At 60.9% G+C, this 16932-nt stretch carries 18 protein-coding genes, 1 tRNA gene and 1 pseudogene; 8 read left to right on the top strand and 12 right to left on the bottom strand.

Annotated elements, in window-relative coordinates; genetic code table 11:
- Window positions 1-304 precede the first annotated feature (304 nt).
- Both LB553_RS29035 and LB553_RS29030 read right to left on the bottom strand, forming a co-directional pair.
- Window positions 305-1201 carry a GlxA family transcriptional regulator gene (locus tag LB553_RS29035; protein ID WP_263484295.1) on the bottom strand — a complete coding sequence of 299 codons (897 nt, stop codon included), beginning with the start codon at window positions 1199-1201 and terminating at the stop codon, window positions 305-307.
- A 74-nt stretch (window positions 1202-1275) separates the two neighbouring features.
- Complete coding sequence (locus tag LB553_RS29030; protein ID WP_224518394.1) at window positions 1276-1704, bottom strand: NUDIX hydrolase; 429 nt, start codon at window positions 1702-1704, stop codon at window positions 1276-1278.
- Window positions 1705-1793: 89 nt separating this feature from the next.
- Here LB553_RS29030 and LB553_RS29025 point away from each other — a divergent pair, with 89 nt between their 5' ends.
- Complete coding sequence (locus LB553_RS29025) at window positions 1794-2303, top strand: GAF domain-containing protein (protein ID WP_224518393.1); 510 nt, start codon at window positions 1794-1796, stop codon at window positions 2301-2303.
- Window positions 2304-2326: 23 nt separating this feature from the next.
- Here the strand turns inward: LB553_RS29025 and LB553_RS29020 are convergent, their stop codons facing one another.
- On the bottom strand, window positions 2327-3388 hold the full coding sequence (locus tag LB553_RS29020) for a YeiH family protein (RefSeq protein ID WP_224518392.1): 1062 nt from the start codon (window positions 3386-3388) through the stop codon (window positions 2327-2329).
- A gap of 361 nt (window positions 3389-3749) precedes the next feature.
- On the opposite strand from LB553_RS29020, the gene LB553_RS29015 reads away from it, so the two are divergent.
- Window positions 3750-4217, top strand: a complete 468-nt coding sequence (locus LB553_RS29015) for a GNAT family N-acetyltransferase (RefSeq protein ID WP_224518391.1) — start codon at window positions 3750-3752, stop codon at window positions 4215-4217.
- Window positions 4218-4314: 97 nt separating this feature from the next.
- Window positions 4315-4506: pseudogene (locus LB553_RS29010) on the top strand (aldehyde dehydrogenase family protein); the annotation flags it as partial.
- Window positions 4507-5399: 893 nt separating this feature from the next.
- Here the strand turns inward: LB553_RS29010 and LB553_RS29005 are convergent.
- A complete protein-coding gene (locus tag LB553_RS29005) occupies window positions 5400-5579 on the bottom strand; it encodes a hypothetical protein (protein WP_224518390.1) in 180 nt (59 codons plus the stop codon).
- A 144-nt stretch (window positions 5580-5723) separates the two neighbouring features.
- On the opposite strand from LB553_RS29005, the gene LB553_RS29000 reads away from it, so the two are divergent.
- Entirely contained in the window at window positions 5724-6062 is a 339-nt protein-coding gene (locus LB553_RS29000) for a hypothetical protein (RefSeq protein WP_224518389.1), read from the top strand.
- Between the two features lie 132 nt (window positions 6063-6194).
- Here the strand turns inward: LB553_RS29000 and LB553_RS28995 are convergent, their stop codons facing one another.
- Together LB553_RS28995 and LB553_RS28990 are read right to left on the bottom strand one after the other, a co-directional pair.
- Window positions 6195-6428 (bottom strand): hypothetical protein, encoded by a 234-nt coding sequence (locus tag LB553_RS28995; RefSeq protein ID WP_224518388.1) that lies wholly within the window; start codon window positions 6426-6428, stop codon window positions 6195-6197.
- An 843-nt stretch (window positions 6429-7271) separates the two neighbouring features.
- Window positions 7272-7739: a hypothetical protein gene (locus LB553_RS28990; protein ID WP_224518387.1), complete on the bottom strand. Its 468-nt coding sequence runs from the start codon at window positions 7737-7739 to the stop codon at window positions 7272-7274.
- 210 nt (window positions 7740-7949) lie between these two features.
- Here LB553_RS28990 and LB553_RS28985 point away from each other — a divergent pair, with 210 nt between their 5' ends.
- Both LB553_RS28985 and LB553_RS28980 read left to right on the top strand, forming a co-directional pair.
- A complete protein-coding gene (locus tag LB553_RS28985) occupies window positions 7950-8243 on the top strand; it encodes a hypothetical protein (RefSeq protein WP_224518386.1) in 294 nt (97 codons plus the stop codon).
- Window positions 8240-8437, top strand: coding sequence for a hypothetical protein (locus LB553_RS28980; RefSeq protein ID WP_224518385.1), 198 nt, complete (start codon window positions 8240-8242; stop codon window positions 8435-8437). Before LB553_RS28985 ends, LB553_RS28980 begins: the two co-directional genes overlap by 4 nt.
- Before the next feature lie 633 nt (window positions 8438-9070).
- On the opposite strand, the gene LB553_RS28975 is transcribed toward LB553_RS28980, so the two are convergent.
- Both LB553_RS28975 and LB553_RS28970 read right to left on the bottom strand, forming a co-directional pair.
- Window positions 9071-9144, bottom strand: a tRNA-Gln gene (locus LB553_RS28975).
- A gap of 200 nt (window positions 9145-9344) precedes the next feature.
- Window positions 9345-10277 carry a lysylphosphatidylglycerol synthase transmembrane domain-containing protein gene (locus LB553_RS28970; protein ID WP_224518384.1) on the bottom strand — a complete coding sequence of 311 codons (933 nt, stop codon included), beginning with the start codon at window positions 10275-10277 and terminating at the stop codon, window positions 9345-9347.
- A gap of 263 nt (window positions 10278-10540) precedes the next feature.
- Here LB553_RS28970 and LB553_RS28965 point away from each other — a divergent pair, with 263 nt between their 5' ends.
- Together LB553_RS28965 and LB553_RS28960 are read left to right on the top strand one after the other, a co-directional pair.
- On the top strand, window positions 10541-11884 hold the full coding sequence (locus LB553_RS28965; protein ID WP_224518383.1) for a Ppx/GppA phosphatase family protein: 1344 nt from the start codon (window positions 10541-10543) through the stop codon (window positions 11882-11884).
- A gap of 55 nt (window positions 11885-11939) precedes the next feature.
- Window positions 11940-12653 (top strand): RlmE family RNA methyltransferase, encoded by a 714-nt coding sequence (locus LB553_RS28960; protein ID WP_224518382.1) that lies wholly within the window; start codon window positions 11940-11942, stop codon window positions 12651-12653.
- Between the two features lie 223 nt (window positions 12654-12876).
- On the opposite strand, the gene LB553_RS28955 is transcribed toward LB553_RS28960, so the two are convergent.
- From LB553_RS28955 to LB553_RS28940, 4 genes are all read right to left on the bottom strand, one after another.
- The gene (locus tag LB553_RS28955; protein ID WP_224518381.1) at window positions 12877-14298 is read right to left on the bottom strand and encodes an MFS transporter; all 1422 of its coding nucleotides are present in this window, start codon (window positions 14296-14298) and stop codon (window positions 12877-12879) included.
- 393 nt (window positions 14299-14691) lie between these two features.
- Complete coding sequence (locus tag LB553_RS28950; RefSeq protein WP_224518380.1) at window positions 14692-15444, bottom strand: DUF5131 family protein; 753 nt, start codon at window positions 15442-15444, stop codon at window positions 14692-14694.
- Window positions 15445-16677 carry a three-Cys-motif partner protein TcmP gene (locus LB553_RS28945; protein WP_224518379.1) on the bottom strand — a complete coding sequence of 411 codons (1233 nt, stop codon included), beginning with the start codon at window positions 16675-16677 and terminating at the stop codon, window positions 15445-15447.
- Window positions 16674-16928 carry a hypothetical protein gene (locus tag LB553_RS28940; protein WP_224518378.1) on the bottom strand — a complete coding sequence of 85 codons (255 nt, stop codon included), beginning with the start codon at window positions 16926-16928 and terminating at the stop codon, window positions 16674-16676. Before LB553_RS28940 ends, LB553_RS28945 begins: the two co-directional genes overlap by 4 nt.
- Between the last annotated feature and the right edge of the window lie 4 nt (window positions 16929-16932).

Genomic DNA, 16932 nt, shown 5'->3' with positions numbered 1-16932 from the left:
CTCCTGTTGTGGAGAACATGATCTATACGCCACACAAAGTGTGTGCGGATTCCCGCAAATGTCGTGCCGGACGCCGCAAGTTTCGAATCGTCGTCAAGGTACAGCGTCGGCGGGACAGCACCCCCCTCTGGCCTGCCGGCCATCTCCCCCGCAAGGGGGGAGATCAGCAGTTCCGCCGACGGCGCTCCCCTGCAACGTCGGCGGTTAGCGAAAGCCGAAGCGACATCCAATCTCCCCCCTTGCGGGGGAGATGGCCGGCAGGACAGAGGGGGGTGTGAAGGAACTCGACGTGGGCCAATAAGCCCTAGTGCCTTCGCATCGCTTTCGGCGCGTGCCCATGCTCCTCACGAAACGCCCTTGCAAAGCTCGACATCGACGCAAAGCCGCAGGCCAGCGCCACATCGCGCACCATCAGCGTCGAATGCGCCAGCAGGTCGGCAGCCCGCTTAAGTCGCAGCCGCCGGTAATATCCATTGGGCGAGATATCCAGCTCGGCGCGAAAACTGCGCTCGAGCTTGTCGGGCGAGACGCCGAGCCGTTGCGCCAGCTCCGCCATGCCGAGCCTTTCCTCAACCGCATCTTCCATGATCGCGATGGCCGACAGCACCAGCTCGTTCTTAATGCCGGTGCGCAGCCTGAGCGGCATCAGCTTGCGGTCGACGCTCGACCGCAACGGCGAGTGCACGAACCATTCGGCGACACCCGCCGCGATCTCGGCGCCATAGTCTTGCGTGATAATTTCCAGCATCATGTCGAGGCTGCCGACGCCGCCGGCCGAGGTGAAGCGCTTGCGGTCGATCACGAAGAGATCGCGCCGAAGATCGATATCCGGAAAAGCCTCGGCGAAGGCGGCCTGGCTGGTCCAGTGCAAGGTGCAGGCATGGCCGTCGAGCAGGCCGGCGCGGGCGAGGAAGAATGCGGCGTCAGCGACAGCGCCGATATGCGCGCCGCCGCGCAGGCTTTTGCGGATCCAACTCATCGCTTCATCGGCCACGACATGATCGGCATCGCCACCGGAACACACGACGATGCGGTCGACCTTCGGCGCGTCGGCGGCCGAGAAGCCGGGCTGGATGACGACGCCGTTGGAGGCCTCGACCGTGCCTCGATCGGCGCCGACGATCACCCAACGGTAGCAGTCGCGCTTCGCAAGAATGTTGACGGCGCGTAAGGGTTCGATGACGGAAGAAAACGCCATCATCGGAAAGCCGGGAAAGACCAGCACCGCAAAGGTGAGGGGCGCTCCGCCCGTCGGTTTTTCCTGGCCGCGTGAACTCACGGCCGGCGGCCGTAGCGCGGCATCACGATATCGGCGGTAAGCGGAGCGAGTTCCATGCCGCTTGCCAGCTCCGGCTTAAGCCACATCATCTCCTCGATCTCGGCCGCCGGCACCGGCTCGCCGGTGATGGAGAGTTCGAACAGCTCGGCCTCGACGCAGGCGTCCGGCTCATTGGCGGCGGGCGCAGAAAACGAGCCGAGATGGCAGGCCGCGGCCGGATCGACGGCAACGCCCAACTCCTCCCGCAATTCGCGCGCAAGGGCGGCGGCAGGCAATTCACCCGGCTCGATCTTGCCGCCGGCCTGCATGAAGACGCTGGTGCCCCGCTTGCGTACCAGAAGCAGCCTGCCGCCGTCGTCGCGGATGACGGCGGCGGCGATGCGGATCGTCCTCGCCGTCGCTGTTCTGGAATGGCTGGAGGTCACGATAGACTGTTTCCCGGCGGCGGTTTTGGTGGCAAAGAGAGGTGAACTGTAGCTGGCCGTGCGGCCGGCTTGCAACGGAGACGACACGAATGTTCGCGGCAACGGCCATCGACACCAAGGACAAGCCGGCCTTCTACAAGGAGTTGGCGGTGCAATTGAAGGCTCTGCTGGAAGGCGAGGGCGATTCCGTCGCCAATGCCGCCAACACCGCGGCGCTGATCTACCAGATGGTGCCCGACCTCAACTGGGCCGGATTCTATTTCCTCGCCTCCGACGACGAGCTGGTGCTCGGGCCGTTCCAGGGCAAGCCCGCCTGCGTTCGTATCGCCGTCGGCAAGGGTGTCTGCGGCAAGGCCATCGAGCTCGACATGTCGATGCTGGTCAAGGACGTCAACGAATTTCCCGGCCATATCGCCTGCGATGCCGATTCGCGCTCGGAGCTGGTCGTGCTTCTGCGCGATGCCGAAGGCGCGTTCGGCGTGCTCGATCTCGACAGTCCGCTGCCCGGCCGCTTCGACAAGGAAGACCAGGCGGGCATCGAGAAACTCGCCGCGATCTATGTCGCGGCCTGTGAGTTCGAGGACGATGACGAGGACTGAGGTGAGGCCGGTCTCGGGCTACCTCAGACGAGCTTCACCAGTGTCAGGCTGAAGCCCGCGATGAAGATGAACGCCGAGAAGGCCAGCACCAGAGGCTGAAGACCGCGCGAGCGCAGCTGGGAAATATCGGCCTGAAGGCCCATGGCGGTGAGCCCCATGGTCAGCATGACCTGCGCGGCCGAAGCGATTGCGGTATGGATCTGGGCCGGGACCGCAATCAGGCTGTTCAGCGCCACGACCGCGACGAAGGCGACGACGAACCAGGGCATGGGCGGCTTGGCGCCGGAACCATCGCCGCTGCCGCGGCGTGCCATGACGCCGAGCGCGATCACCATCGGCGCCAGCAGGGCGACGCGCGTCAGCTTGGCGACGGTCGCCGTCTCGCCGGCAAGCGTTCCATTCTGGAAGCCTGCGCCGATCACCTGCGCCACCTCATGGATCGAGGCTCCCGCCCACAGGCCGAAGGCGTGCTGGTCCAGGCCGAAGACCGGCGCCAGCAGCGGAAAGCCGAGCATGGCGACGGTGCCGAACAGCGTGATCGCGGCAACCGCATAGGTGACGTCCTCGTCGCGCGCATCGGTGACGATGTTGGTGGCGACGATCGCCGAGGCGCCGCAGATCGAGGTGCCGGCGGCGATAAGCTGCGCGAGCTTGGCATCGACGCCGATCAGCTTGCCGAGCGTGACGGTGAAGAGGAAGGTGGCGCCAAGCGTGGCCGCGACGATGCCGACGCCGCCGAGGCCGATCCCCACCACCTGGCCGAGCGTGAGTTGGAAGCCGAGCAGCACGATGGCGAAGCGCAGCAGACGCTTTTGCGAAAAGGCGATGCCCGCCTTGGCATGGGCGGGCACGCCGAGCACGTTGGAATAGATCATGCCGGCGACGACAGCCAAGATCATCGGGCTGAACAAAGTGAGGCCGGAGAAACCGCGCGCCGAATAGGCGACGCTGGTGATCATCGCCACCAGCACCAGTCCCGGCACAACGCCGGTCGAGGCCCAAGCGATGGCGGGGCGCTCGCGTCCGGCATTGGCCGGGTTCAGGCTGTTTGGAAGATCGTTCGCGGTGACAGGCAGGAAAGACAATTCAATTCTCCAGACACGTTCGTCCCCGAAATGCCATTCCCGAACCAATCTTTCCAACGAATTATTATAGTTATAATGATTGATTTTTCCGAACGATTGGCGAGCCGGCAATGGGTTGGCCTGCCAGCGGGTTGGCCTAATGACCGACACCGGCCGAGCCTTGACGCTCGTCGGTTCCTCCTGCAGCTTGCCGCAATGTCAACCCTCGCGCCCGCCAATGCCAAGCGACGTCGCCTTCGCCGAGTGCCGAGCGGCAGGCTAGTTGCGCGACGATAAAGCCCGATAGGATAGATCCGGTTCGTTCGTTCCTGCCCGGCCCGCGACTTCAGCCGGCGGGGTTTTTCATATCTGGAGCCTTGCAATGACCATCGATTCTTCCATCCGGTTTCGGGCGGCCGAGGCGGCGGATGCCGCCGCCATCCGCGACTTCGTGCGCGCCGCCTATGCCAAATGGGTGCCGGTTATCGGCCGCGAGGCGCTGCCGATGCGCGCCGACTACGACAAGGCCGTCGCCGAGCATCCATTCGACCTCGCCATCGAGGACAAACGCATCGTCGGGCTGATCGAAACCATCGCGCATGACGATCACCTCTGGATCGAAAATGTCTGCGTCGCGCCGGAGGCGCAAGGCAAAGGGATCGGCCGGCTGTTGCTGGAGCGGGCAGAGGGCAAGGCGCGCGAGGCCGGGCGCCATGAGCTTCGCCTGCTGACCAACGGCGCCTTCGAAGCGAATGTGTCGCTCTACAAAAGACAGGGCTACTCGGTCGACCGGGAAGAGCCGTTCATGAACGGCACGACCGTTTATATGAGCAAGAGGATTGCCGGATGACCGGGAATCGGAGCGTGGCAATGGCTACCAGGATCAGGGCTCAATGGCCTGCGCAGTCGGTCGAGCAGGCCAACGACACGGTCTTCGGTCGCGCCAGGCGGCCGCCCGCATGCGCTCCGGCAATGTCTACATCAACTACCCGACCTGGGACGCGGGCCTGCCCTCCGGTGGCTACAAGCAGTCCGGCAACGGCCGTGAATATGCCGAATATGGTCTGGAGGATTTCCTCGAGATCAAGGGCATCGCTGGGTACGAGGCGGCGGAGCGGTTCACCGCGTTCTTTTTCTGAAAAACTAATCGACCAGGGACGGCCACTATACTCGAAGACTAATACAAGCGGAGGCATCGCCTGGTCGGGATGAGATGACGCGAACTTATTAGGCTTGGCTGATGCGATCAGGGCTGGCCGACTCCCTGTGTTTCTCGAACAATCGGAGCTTTGCCGGATATCCAAGCCGTATCGACGTTTGGCAGCCCCCGCATTTGAATGTAGCCACGGACTTGAACCAGGAGCCTTTCCGGATAATTGGATGCCGGCATCTTGGACATTCGAATCTGAGATCTGTCTCATTCAGGTTTTGAGGAATCGACATTTTGCCACACGCTCCCATTGCACCCACCGATAGCACGTTAAAGTAGCAATGTTTCAGTCCTGCGACCGCCAGACTACCGCGTTGTAACGAGAGTGACTCCTGGCGACGGAACTGCGATCACGGCCAAGCGTCGTGCTCGACCGACCGAGCATTTGGTTGCAAGGCGACCTTTCTGCGAAACACACCAGAAAGGATATTTGGTAAGGATTAATTCAACCCGGCCGAGTATGGTGAGGGTGGCGGCTCCAGCTGGGTGCGGGGGTGCGTTGGGCCAGAGCCGCCTGCACGGTCATTGTGTGGCATTAGACCGCGCTGTGTCAGAATAGGACAGCGCGGTCTACAATTAGTTAACGCTAATGAGATGCGGCGACTGCGATGCCCTAATGCACGCCGACTTGCCACTGATTCCGTTGAGGGGATGGCCTGCCTGCGCGCAAGCTGGGCGTGATCACCAGCGAGTTTCATTCTTTCCGAACTTCGAGCAATTGACCTAGCAACCCGAGGGTATAAGTCTTCCGGTAGAGTGCGGTGAAGCGCGAAAAAGCCCCGCCGGCGTGATGCCTGCGGGGCTTTTTCTGCGGATGGTCGATTAACGACGATCGCTTCCGCGGCCATCATGGTGGCCGCCGTTGTTGGCGCCCAGGCACATGGCATAGTAATCGTCATGGTTGCTGCACGAATTGAGGGCCGCCTGCTGAGCATAAGCCGAACCAGCAAAGCCGGCGACAGCAACAAGAGCGAGAATTGCATTGCAAACAATCTTGGACATTTCGATTTTTCCTCTGTTTAAATTCCGGTCGAGCCGGTCGATGGCGGTTTTCCTGCAGTTTGGTTTCGGTTTGATGGCGCTTGAGCGCAAATTTGTTTCGAAACGGCAACCGCAGTAGCCGAGCGGCCGGACGCCTCGCAAGCCATGGCGGCTCGTTTGCATGCAAATGTTTCAAAGGCTGTCCTTCTCGTTACGAGCCTTGCGCTTGCGTGCAATGCGGCGGAAACGATCGTCGGTCATCTAAGGCGCCATCATGAAGGCGGCGGGGATTGTCTCCGTCGCGACTTCGGCGAACCAGGGATGAAGTCTATGTCGATATTGAAGACATTGAACCGCATGGGCGCGGCCTTGAAATATGCGCAGGATGCCCGCAAGCCAACGCGGATGCGGAACGGCATGCCGTCCGACAATCAGCGGGATATTTGCTGGCCGGTGATGCCGACAACCAAGCATCTGTCCTCGAACATCTGGGGCGGGATCTGAGATAGCGATCGCCCCGGAAGCCCGATCGTCGAGCTGCGCATGGCAATTATCACCTCGCGAGTCGCAGGCAACGCGTCGTAGCCGCGCTTCTCGGCACCTCCCGAGCTCGCTGCGAGTGTGTCGAGGAGCGATTTACCCGCGCCCTGCCTCGATGATGCCGACCATCGCCCGGGTAAATTCGACCATGCTGTTTGCGGTGATCGCGGCATTGTCGGGGGATTGACCGATGTGCTCGGCTGCTCCGCAACAAGACCGGCGGATGCTGTCGTAATATGGATCTCTCTCATCGTCCGGCAGTGCCGCCAAACTCAGGGCGCGACGGTGGATCATGCGCAGTAGCTGCGCCAATGCTGTTTCGACACTCATGCGTTTTGCTCCGCATCGGTCGAGCGTCTCGGCACACCGAGTGCCGGATCGTCGATCGGGAGATGTCCCGATTCGAACAGGCTGCACTGTAGCTATTAACACATCGTTGATTGCTAATATATGAAGCGCATCGATCCGGCATCGGCCAAGCAGGAATGTTGGCGGTGGCTGCAACTATCGTGTGACTTCTCTCACGGTTCTGTGCTGCAGCGTTTGGTATGGGCTTGTGGACGAGGGGCATGTCGGCACAGCCTGCTCGGCCAGGAGGGATGATGCCCCTGTCAAACGACCTGCACGACAAGAACCTGATGTTTCAATGTCAGCGCTGCTCCAGGACGATCGTCAGGAAAGGCTCCTGGATCAAGAGCATCAAAATCTTCAGATGCGAAGGGTGCCGATCCGAGGTGCGGATGACATATGGGCACAAGCTGGCGATCTTCGAACGGCACCGGCACTTGGCCGTGAAGGGCTCAAAGTAGGCGGGTGAGAGCCGTTATGGGCTGGTAAATAGCGGATAGCACAGCGTCTCGCATTCCAATAACTGCCAGCGAATACGTAGAAAACTGGTGGGGGAACCTGGATTCGAACCAGGACTAACGGAGTCAGAGTCCGTGGGTTCTGCCGCCGTGAATTGATATTCATCAAACGAAATAAACGATCTACTGAAAGGGCAGGATGGCTTTCATGTCGTGCTGCCCCACTGGCCATTTCCGTTGAAGGGTTACAAGCACATATCCAGCGCCTCAAAGAGAGCCGCCCACATTCGGAGCGCGCATGACAGTGAAGACCATCGAGTCCTCTCTCTTAAGTTCGGCAAGCGCCGGAGAGCCCGATGGATCGGCGCTAGCACCGTTCCGCCCTTAACGACCGCACCATGCCAATTACAACCGGATCGTAGGGCACCTTTTCATCACGGCTGTAGTTGATCGTAAACAGCGCGGCACGGTCGGCGCATACTTTGATGGCCCGGACATACCTGATCTGGCCGTCTTTGATACCCGAATAGCTGGCCCATCTCGGCGTAAGGCGTCTATACGTCAATCTCCAACCCTCTTTTTCGTCCTGCATCATGCGGTGCTCGATCTCGGCTTCAAAACTGGCCGTGCCCAGCCGAGCGCCCCACACGGCCAAGAACGCCCGTCTTTCGCCTTCGAAAGCCGCGCCCTGATCCGAACGCTGCGACAGTGCGAAGCCGGGTGGAACATCGAATATGAAGCCAAATTCCTTGATCCCGAAATGCTGCCATGGCTTTGGCTGAACCAACGCGGTGGAGCACAGAATACAGGCAAAAGCCAAAACCATACGGGGCATAGCGCTACTCGTCCAAAGTGGTCGAGACTCTTGGCTAGAGTTCTCCAACGCCTCTCACGGCGCGGGCGAGGCCGGAGACCTCCCAACAAAGCGGCGCGGCCGATTCCACGCCCGGCATTCACCCAACTTGGTGGCTGATCGAACGTTCCATTAGCGATTGCTTGACTAAACCGCTGCCCGCTCCAGACTCCCTTTATGGCGAAGGGCGGCATGAACGTCGGCGACGAGGTCGCCATCACCGCGAAGGTGCGGGATCGCGTGACGGAGATTAGCGTCAGCGTGACGATCCCCTCCTACGACTTTCCCCACCCGATTATCGACCGGACGACAGAGATCACGCATGGCCAGGAGATCGAACTGGCCGGCGACGTCACCCATGTCGACGAAGGGAAGGTCGCGGTCAACCTGGGCATTCCCGTCACGGTCAACGCCGACACGGTAAGGCTGGCCACGCGCTACGTTCCGCCGAAGCGGAAGACGCCTCTGATGGACAAGGCGATATGACGAAGCTTTCGGAACTCGGCCCATTCGAACCTCACCTCAACGGAAAGATTTGCGAGCACGAAAGCGAGTATTTCTACCGCTGCCCCCGGTGCGGTCAGATGGTGGATGAGCGGGACGCGCGGCAGGTGGTCTGGCACTCTTTCTCGGAGCATCAGCGGCTGATCATCGATGGTGAGGCGCCTCACTTGCCATAAGCGACGAATTGTAGCTGGGCAGCCGAAGCGTGCAGGCCAAAAACTGGCAACCGACGGCTCGGGCTGGGGGGCGGGTGCGAGCTGTCGGTTACCGAGTGCGGGAGGCCATCGAATCAGAAAAATGCACCGATTGTGCCGGCACCGATGCTGGCGGGAACTCATGCTGTCTCGTTTCGAACGGGAAAAGCTGGCACTAGAGCAATTCCAGGAAAAGTGTGAGCGGTTTTCCGTCCGGAATTGCGTAAGAACAAGGAGATAGTGCGGTTCGCCGTTTCCGTGAAACGGTGAACCGCACTAGCCCTCCCACTGAAGATGTTGCCAGTTACCTTCCCGGCCGGTGGCTCGTCGGGTTTGAGGCTGTAGTTGGGGGCATAGCGGGCAAGGCGATTACGCTTGAGCGCAATGAACCTGCTCGCTGATTTCGTCGGAGATCACATGCGTATTTCTTCAGCGCGGACGCCGCTCCCGCGCTCGGCTGTGGAGCTGGTGGGATCGGGTGGTCAAAATTGTTGAACCGCCGAGGATGACCAACTTTTTCGCGGCGCAAAAACGCCACATGGACGATCCATCTATCTGTAACACTTAGAGAGTTCCAATGTTACTTAAGCCCTTGAAAATCCTCATAAAGAGGACTGGCTGGGGAACCTGGATTCGAACCAGGACTAACGGAGTCAGAGTCCGTGGGTCTACCGTTAACCTATTCCCCAGCAGGCGCGGGCTGGTGCCACGCGATGCAGGCGGGCTCATTTGCCGCGAGCGCTGCCTTGTAGCCGCCATCGGAAAATAGTCAAGCCCGCAGCTGAGATCAACCGCAGCCTTTTTTGAGCTTTTGTCCGATGCCGTCTTCCAGAACCGCTCCGCACTTTGGACGGCATGCATTGGCTCTGCGCCGGGCGTGGGGAAGGCTTCAGCTTTCGCCTTTGCTGTACTGCGAATGCTCGAAATAGAGCACCACGCCAAGGCCGATCAGCAGCGGAATGATGAGATAGAACAAGCGGAACACCAGAAGCGCGGCTAGCACGCCCACCGGATCCATGTCGGAAAGGCCGGTGAGGAAGACGACCTCGAACACGCCGAGCGCGCCTGGCGCATGCGACAGAAGCCCGATCGAGAACGACACCATGAACACGCCGAGCACGACGAAATAGCCGGGATTGCCGACTTCCGGCAGGGCAAAATAGATGATTGCAGCGGCTCCCAGCAGTTCGACCGGTCCGATCAGCAACTGTCGCGCCACGATCGGCAGCGCCGGGTAGTGGAGCTGGAAGCTGCCGATCGTCAATGGTCTTAGCTGCAGCCAGCTGCCGAAGGCGTAGGCGCCGATGAGGATAAGCATGGCGAGCCCCGCGGCGAATGCAGCGCCATGATGCGGCGCGCCGGTGAAGCGATCGATGATCTGCGGCTCGAACAGCAGAATGAGGCCGCCGAGGAAAACACTGGACAGGATGAAGGTGAACCAGCAGATCGCCACCAGCACGCCGACCTCCTGGCCGGTCAGCCCTCGCGTGGCATAGGCGCGATAGCGGATCACCGCGCCGGAAAACACAGAGCCACCGATATTGTGCGACACCGCGTAAGTGGTGAAGGAACACAGCGTGACGAACAGCCACGATACTTTTTTGCCGATATGCAGCAGCGCTATGTGGTCGTAGCCGGCGAGCGAGGCATAGGCGACGATCGCGCTCAGTGCTGCGAGCACCCAATCGCGCGGCGGGATGGCGTTAATGCCGGCCCAGACATCGTCGAGCGAAATGCCGCGCAGTTCGTGGATGAGCAGCCACAGCGAGAACGCCACGGCCGCGATGCCTATGAACGGCCAGAAATAGCGCCTCCAATTCATGGCGTCGTCATCATGCGCTGCAGCTCATTGACTTGATGTTGCCCAATCCTTCGAACCCGCATTTGAGACATGCCTGATTGAAGCCGGCTATTCAACCGGCAAGACATTGCCGCTACGCGATCCTGGCAAATGCGACGTTAGCGAAATTCGGCCTCGCGCTCTTGGTGATTGCGAACGGCGCTGCTACTCTGTTGCCAACTTGAAACAAATCGAGGTGCCTGCTGCGTCCGTTCCCGGTTCGCGCGGCGCCGGAAGGAACTGAAGTGGAAGACCACGATACCGGCGCGGGCGCGTCGGCAGTGGGCATGTCCGGGGCATCGCCGACGCAATCGGCGGGCCCGCACACGGCGCGATTCAGCCGCCACGCGGGCGCGCACCAAAGACATGCCAGCCAGCGACAGATTGGCCTAAGTCAGGCCGACCAGCATGGCGATCAACCGAAAGGCAAGACACGCAAGCGCCGCAAGCGCAAGCGCGGCCGCAAGGTGTTCGCGCGCGACGAGAACGGCGCTGTGCCGCCTGCCGCCACGGCGGCTAGCCAGCCTCGCAGCGGGCCTTCGCCGGTTGAGCCAAGGCTGGCGGCCCAGCAGCGTCCGCCGCAACAGGAATTGCCTGTCTTTGCCGCGCTCGACCTCGGCACCAACAATTGCCGGTTGCTGGTCGCTGTGCCCGGCCGCCACGGTCAATTCCGCGTCATCGACGCTTTCTCGCGCATTGTCAGGCTGGGCGAGGGGCTGACCGCTAGCGGCCGGCTGGGCCAGGCCGCGATGGACCGCGCGGTAGAGGCACTGAAGATCTGCGGCGAGAAGCTGCGCAACCGCAAGATCAGGAAAGCCAGGCTGATCGCCACCGAGGCCTGCCGTTCGGCCGCCAACGGTGTCGAGTTTTTAGATCGCGTCGAGCGCGAGGCCGGGCTGAAGCTGGAGATCATCGATCGCCAGACGGAGGCCCGCCTTGCCGTTTCCGGCTGCGGTTCGCTGGTCGAGCGCGACACCCAAGGCGTGGTGCTGTTCGACATTGGCGGCGGCTCGTCGGAAATCGCGCTGATCGACCTGACCGGACGGCGTTCGCCACGACTGGCCAACCACATTGTCTCCTGGACATCGCTGCCCGTCGGCGTCGTCTCGCTCGCCGAACGCTTCGGCGGCCGCACCGTGACGCGCGAGACCTTTGCCGCCATGGTCGACGATGTGGCCGCCCGGCTGAAGGCCTTCGACGGCCGCGACCGGCTCGCGCATGTGCTGGCCAGCCCCAACTTCCATCTGCTCGGCACTTCCGGCACGGTGACCACGCTCGCCGGCGTGCATCTCGATCTCGATCGCTACGACCGCCGCCGCGTCGACGGGCTGTGGATGGACCGCGACAGCGTCGATCGCATGATCGAGCGGCTGATCGGCTGGGATTTCCAGCAGCGCTGCGCCAACCCATGCATCGGCGCCGACCGCGCCGATCTCGTGCTCGCCGGCTGCGCCATCCTGGAAGCGATCCGCGGTGTCTGGCCGTCCGAGCGGTTGCGCGTCGCCGACCGCGGCCTGCGCGAGGGAATTTTGAGCGAGCTGATGGCCGATGACGGCGTCTGGCGCAACAATGGCGGGCGCCGCGCATGATCCCAAAAGGTGGGAGCCGGTTTTTGGAAAAGCTCATGCGCAGAAGAGAACGCCGATGAGCAAGAAACCCGAAAAGCCGGGCTCGGGAAGCATTCGCGTCCTCAAGACCAGGATCAAGAAGAAGAGCGGCTTGAAGGAATCCTCGCGCCGCTGGCTCGAGCGCCATATGAACGATCCCTATGTGCAGCGCTCCAAGGCCGACGGCTACCGCTCGCGCGCCGCCTACAAGCTGATCGAGATCGACGACAAGCATCGTCTGCTGAAGCCCGGCATGAAGGTCATCGACCTTGGCGCCGCGCCCGGCGGATGGTGCCAGGTGGCAGCCGCGCGGACGAAGTCGACGGCGGAAAATCCGCATGTCGTCGGCATCGACTATCTCGAAATGGATGCGGTTCCGGGCGCCATCATCCTGCAGATGGATTTCCTCGATCCCGACGCGCCGCAAAAACTTGCCGAGGCGCTCGGCGGCCAGCCGGATGTGGTGCTGTCCGATATGGCCGCGCCCACGACCGGGCATCGCCGCACCGATCATCTGCGCACCATGCATCTGTGCGAAGTCGCGGCCGATTTCGCGCTGCACGTGCTCAAGCCCGGCGGGCATTTCCTTGCCAAGACGTTCCAGGGCGGTGCGGAGAACGAGCTCTTGTCGTTGCTGAAGCAGAACTTCCGCTCGGTCCATCATGTGAAGCCGCCGGCCTCGCGCGATGAATCAGTGGAACTGTATTTGCTGGCGAAGGAGTTTAAAGGTTCCGGACCTTCGTCATTCTAGGGCGGAGCAAGGAGCGAAGCGACGCGCGCAGACCCTAGAATCCATGCCGTTACCTCGGCCAAGAAACACAGCGGTCCAGAATTCGTGGCCGACATTCGCCGGAGCTGCTCCAAGTCCTGCACTGCAGCGGCACTGAGACATCACGGCATGGATTCTAGGGTCTGCGCTCCGCTTCGCGTCGCTCCGCCCTCGAATGACGATGTCACGGCAGGGCACACCACCACTACTTCCCCGCCGTGCCCACCGTTTCCAGCGTCTTCGGCGTGGTCAGCCGACCGTGCCCAGAGACCGCATTGCCGGCCTCCGGCGCAAGCCGCATGAAGGTTATCGAGGCTGCCGCCGAGACGGCTGCCACGATGAAGAAGGCGATGTGGAAATCGCGCAGGGTCAGCGGCCCGCCATGGATCGAGGTCGACACTTCGAGGATGCCGCCGGCCAGCGCCACGCCCATCGCGATCGACAATTGCTGGAAAACCGCCGTGATCGGCGTCGCCTTGCTGGTGTCGGCGGGCGTGATCTCCCCATAGGAGAGCGCATTGACGCCGGTGAAGAACATGGAGCGGATGAAGCCTCCGACCAAAAGGATCGCCAGCATCAGCGCGTAGGGCGTCTGCGGCGTGAACAGGCCGTAGATGGCGATCGAGGCGGCCGCGACCAGCGAGCCCCAGATCAGCACGCGCCGGAAGCCGGCGAGCCGGAAGATCAGCGCGGTGACGAATTTCATGCCGATGGCGCCGATCGCCGAGACGAAGGTGATCATGCCCGACTGGAAGGGCGTCAGCCCGAAGCCGATCTGGAACATCAGCGGCAGAAGGAACGGCACCGCGCCGATGCCGATGCGAAACAGCGAGCCGCCGAGCACGGAGGATCGGAAGACCTGGTTGCGGAACAGCTCCAGCGCCAGCAGCGGGTTCCTGGCGCGCCGCGCATGGATGAGATAAAGCGCGCCGGAGATCACCCCGACCGCCACCGTGATGAAACCGGCCATTGGCGGCAGCGCCGGCAGGCTGACGACGGAAAGGCCGAAGACGACGCCGGACGCTGCGAGACCGCTGAGCACAAATCCCCGGACATCGAGCGGCGGTGTCTCCGCAGGCTGGGTTTCGGGCAAGAACCGCGTGGCTAGCCAGATGCCCAGCAACCCGATCGGCACATTGATCAGAAAAATCCAGTGCCAGGTGAAATAGGTGGTGATGAAGCCGCCGATCGGTGGGCCGACCAGAGGGCCCACAAGCGCCGGCACGGTCAGCCAGGACATCGCCGCGACCAGCTCGCTCTTCGGCGTGGCGCGCACCAGCACCAGTCGGCCCACCGGCGTCATCATAGCGCCGCCTATGCCTTGCAGGAAGCGCGACACCACGAAGGCCGGCAGTGAATTGGAAAACGCGCAGGCGACCGAGCCCGCAATGAAGACGCCGATCGCGGCGCGAAAGACGTTCTTGGCGCCGAACCGGTCGGCCATCCAGCCGCTGATCGGAATGAAGATCGCCAACGACACCAGATAAGCCGTCAGCGCCAGCTTCAGCGCGATCGGGCTGGTGTGGATGTCGACAGCGATCGCCGGCAGCGACGTCGCGATCACGGTCGAATCCATGTTCTCCATGAACAATGCGACCGCCAGGATAAGCGGGATGATGCGGTTCAAGGGAAACGCCCTGATTTGTCTTCGCGATTCTAGGCCCGGCTTGGGGCGAACCGGTGTGACCGGGCGGTTATCACGCCTCGGCCCGGATGTCGCATTAAATTGCTGTCACTTTTGCGGGAGCGCAACCAGTGGTGGCTGGAAAACAGTTGAGCATGGCCGCGTGCCTACTGCCTTCTTAAAGTTCGAAGTGCGATCAATAACAGAATGGGGGAGCCCGTATGAAGGGATCGACACGCTCACCCTGTCCTCAGTGACGCGCCTGCGCACGGTCGTTGTAATCGCTACCTCGCCGCCGATGTTGAAGCCCTTCGCCATGGTTAACGAGTCTGGTGTGGCGAACGGCTTCGTCAAGCAGCGGCTAATATGCGATACGTTTGGAGGCAGAGGCGGTCCTTACACCGCCGCTAGTTGGGGAAACTCGTTCCACGTGCGGCCATCAAGGGTTCGCCCGGTTCGCTTCTTGTTGACTCCGCCCCATTGCTTGAAATGGAACGCGACATCCGCTTCCACGCACTGATCCCTGATCGAACGTACCCACGCGGGATCCATCGGCCGAGCACCAGGGCCACTTTCCCCGCCAGCAATAGCCCAACTAATTCCCCGCAGATCGAGCAAACCCACATGGCCCAAAAGAGGCTCCAGGCTCAGAAACTTCACGGCGGCGGGCGTGTCCCGCAAGTCATCGATCCGATGGACATACTCCAGGTTCTCGACACTCACGCCCATCCAAACATTCGCAGGCCATTCAAGAGCGTCGGCAACGTCGCGCAGCCGCCCCGAGCGTTTGGTGAGCACTTGGAATGTGTGCTGCGGGCAATCTTTCATGACCCTGAAGACTTTTTTTATGAAGTCGATGGGGATGCCTTCGTGGAACAAATCTGACATCGAATTGACGAATATCATCCGTCCCGCTTTCCAAGAATGCGGTATCGTTAACGCATGCTCATCGACTCGCACCTGTCCGTTCCACTTGGGACGGCCCCCACTACGTCGCGTGAGGCCCTGATACTTTTCTTGCCCCATTAAATCCAAGCGCTCCGCCATTCTCATAGCGTAGCAGTTCGTGCAGCCCGGCGAGACGATGGTGCATCCCGCTACCGGGTTCCAGGTAGCCTCGGTCCACTCGATCTTCGAGTTGTTGCCCATCTACTTCTTCACCTTGGGAAAGGTGACCTCTAAACGGTCAGGAAACGAGTCCCCGCGGCGTGGCTTACCCTCCGGATCAACAACCTTGATAGCCCCATCTTTCTCCATCTTTTTCAGGACATCCTTATAGTTCTTGCTCAGATACGGACGGCCAACGCTGTGTGACTCGTAGATTTTGAGCATGGACATCGTTTTGCCCGCGTATTCCTTTTTCAAGAGGCCTTCCAGATCATCGAGAGGACGCGAAAGCTCAAACAGCAGCGGCATGGACTTGTCGGCCGGCGAATACGCGAACGACGGAACTCCCTGATCCGCCTTCGAGCTCGCGGACGCCATGATACCCTTCATCGTAGAGTATCCTTTGAAGCTCTTTGATACGAAGACCAAATGATGCGTCAGCCTGCCCGCCTCGTTTCTGAAACGGAACGGTAGAACAAATTTGCCTCCCATCTCGATTAGGGCCTGTGTCAGCTCTTCGAGAATCATCTGTTCCCTAATGGAAGGTGCTGCACCCTCGACATTCTTTTTAAGCTGCGCTGCGCGCTCCTTGCCGAACAGCGCCTCCATGTGAGTTTGAACAAGCGGGTTAGAAATGCCTAAGCTAATTCGATTGTAGTTGAAGAAGAAAACGCAGTCGCAGCCCCAGTCCTTAATGACCGCATTCACCAAGCGAAGTGACAATCCTTTGTAGCCAAAGGGATCGAGGAACGTAAACGACGGGATGAGCTTGGTTGCTGAGAAAAATTCCTCAGCATCCTGATTGACCGGATTGCAATTGACCTCCGGTTTATATTTCAATTTCTCAATACCCGGCAACGCATCGATCTCAGCCTGCAAGGTTTGCGTGTTATTTTCGTCCATGTCATTGAATAGACAGACCAAAGCAGCGCTAAGGCTGGGGCTTTCTATTGCCTTCTCGAGCACCAGCAGGGGCGTCGAAGCAGCTCCGTCCTTGTAGCGGCCAGGGCCGGCATAAAGATCGATATACGCGATCGTACCCCCGGCGTATCGCTGAGCGGACGGGAGGACGATGTTTGCCCAGGTTGCAAAATATTTTTGGATGATTTCAGCCTTAATTGCTGATTGATCGCTGCGTTCCTCAAAGAACTTTTTTGGCATGCCCGCCGCCACCATGTGATCCGATACGCTACCGTAGAGACCACTTGGCGTCGGGCGCAATAGGCATGCCGGAAAGAGCGTCGGCCCGCCAGGTAACTTGTCGTGGTTGGTCATACGAAAAGATTCCACAGAAGAGTCTTGACGGTCAAGAAATTTGTTCCTCTTTTGTTCCGATGGCGATGAAGTTGCCAGTCTTGGAAGGCACGCCGGGCGACAAGCTCGCCGCCGGTATAGGCCTGTCCGTCGATTGCCTTACATGCCAGCGCCGCGCCGAACTCAGCGACGATCGGCTTTTCTTCCGCCCCAGGACGTGGTACCAGCCAGCGCCAATCCTGAAAGGGAAGAAGAGAGTCGGCGCTGGCCAATCGG

The sequence above is a fragment of the Mesorhizobium sp. CA8 genome (assembly GCF_020164955.1).
Lineage (GTDB): Bacteria > Pseudomonadota > Alphaproteobacteria > Rhizobiales > Rhizobiaceae > Mesorhizobium.
Note: the sequence above shows the minus strand (reverse complement) of the source record. Positions and strands in the feature narration are given on the sequence as shown.